The following is a 1,830-nucleotide window of genomic DNA, read 5'->3' as shown; positions in this document are numbered from 1 at the left end:
ACCGAGCAGATCGAGAAGCAGAAGCTCGGCTTCAAGCGGCTCGGCGTGCTGGGCGACTGGGCGAACCCGTACAAGACGATGAACTTCGCGAACGAGGCCGGCGAGATCCGCGCGCTCGGCAAGATCAGTTGAGCGGTCGTGACGTCGAACAGCGACGACAGCGTGTGCGCGCGCAGCGCGGCGAGCGGCATCCCGAGCTGGAACTGCGCGCTGCGGTTGGCCGACAGGAAGCGGCCGTCGGCGGTGAACGCGACAATCCCCTCCATCAGCGTGCCGAGGAACTCGGGGCGGCCGTGGAACGACACCTGCAGCGTTTCCTGAAAGGTCGTCGTAAACAGATGATTCTCGATCATCTGCACCGACATCTTCGCGAGCGCCATCGTGTGCTGGTGATAGCTGCGGTGGTCGCCCGTCACGTCGAGCACGCCGATCGCGTCGCCGTACGGGTCGAGGATCGGCACGCTCGAGCAGGTCAGGAAACGGTTCGCGGCCAGGAAATGCTGATCGCCGTGGACGACCATCGGGCACAGCTCGGCGAGCGCCGTGCCGATCGCGTTGGTGCCCTGCCGGTTCTCCGCCCAGTTCGCGCCGGGGCGCAGCGCGACCTTTTCCGCGCGGCGCAGGAAGTCGTCGTCGCCGATCGAATGCAGGATCAGGCCTTCCGCGTCGGTCAGCACGATCATGCTCTGCGTATTGACGATCTGGTCGTGCAGCGTCTCCATCACCGGCATCGCGTGCACGCACAGCACGCGGTTCTGCTCGCGCTTCAGCACGAGCGCCGCGCTCGACAGCACGTCGTAGTCGGGCCGCGCCGCCACCTGCAGGCCGAATGTCTCGGACCGCTCGTGGGCTTTCTGGATCGACGGCGCGGGCCAGCCAGCGGGCTGCGTGGCCCGTGACCCGGCCGCCTGAGGTACGTCATCGCGCATTGTCTCCTCCGGGGATCCTTCCGGTCATTTGCCGGACTCTATGCCGTCATTGCAAGCAAGCATCGGGCCACGCGATCGTCGCGGCGCAGAAGGACGGATCTGCGCCGGATGTGCCGCCCAAATTGAAAGCCGGATGCAAGACAACGATCGGTCTTACCCGCGCGTGTCGGATCACCGGATGGCTCAGCCATCCTGATACCTTGATTGCCGGGCGCGCGGCTACCCGTGCGAATCCCGATCTTCGCGGCTGGCGCGTTTCTGGCTTTGCTTCATGTCAAACGACGCGATCGTTCGGCTGCGTACAAACCCGAACGACGGTTGCCCGACATCCCGCCCGAGCCATCACGACATGACGCCTGCCCCGATTCGATCCGCCCCGCCCGTCCGTCGGCGCCTGCATCGCGATGCGCAGTCGATCGCGTTTGCCGTCGCCGGCGATCCGCGCGGCCACCCGGTCGTCGTGCTGCACGGCGGACCCGGCAGCGGCAGCCAGGCCGGCATCCTGCGCCTGTTCGACCTGACGCGAACGTGCGTCGTGCTCGTCGACCAGCGCGGCGCGGGCGCGTCGTCGCCGCGCGGCGGCACGCGTCACAACAACACCGCGCAGTTGATCAACGATCTCGAAGCGGTTCGCGAGCAGCTCGGCATCGCGCGCTGGGGCGTGGTCGGCGGATCGTGGGGCGCCGCACTCGCACTCGCATACGCGGGCGCGCATCCCGGGCGGGTGACCGGCGTCGTGCTGCGCGGCCTGTTCCTGACGTCGGCGCGCGAGGTCCGCCGCCTGTTCACGACGTCGCGCACGCGTGCACCGCGCGCATGGCAGCACCTGTGCCGGGCGGCCCGCTGCAGCCAGCCGGACCGACTGCTGTCGTGCTGCGCGCGGCGCCTGCGTCCCGGCGCG

At 68.5% G+C, this 1,830-nt stretch carries 2 protein-coding genes; one reads left to right on the top strand and one right to left on the bottom strand.

What is annotated here, in order from left to right; translation table 11 throughout:
* On the bottom strand, window positions 1-929 hold a 929-nt coding region (locus tag G3N94_RS41170; RefSeq protein ID WP_241022365.1), incomplete at its 3' end, for a GAF domain-containing protein.
* A gap of 349 nt (window positions 930-1,278) precedes the next feature.
* Between G3N94_RS41170 and G3N94_RS41165 the strand changes: the two genes are divergently transcribed.
* A partial coding sequence (locus G3N94_RS41165) for an alpha/beta fold hydrolase (RefSeq protein WP_205799889.1) occupies window positions 1,279-1,830 on the top strand: 552 nt, incomplete at its 3' end.

The organism is Burkholderia sp. Ac-20353 (genome assembly GCF_017104785.1).
Lineage (GTDB): Bacteria > Pseudomonadota > Gammaproteobacteria > Burkholderiales > Burkholderiaceae > Burkholderia.
This window is presented reverse-complemented; position numbering and strand designations above follow the sequence as displayed.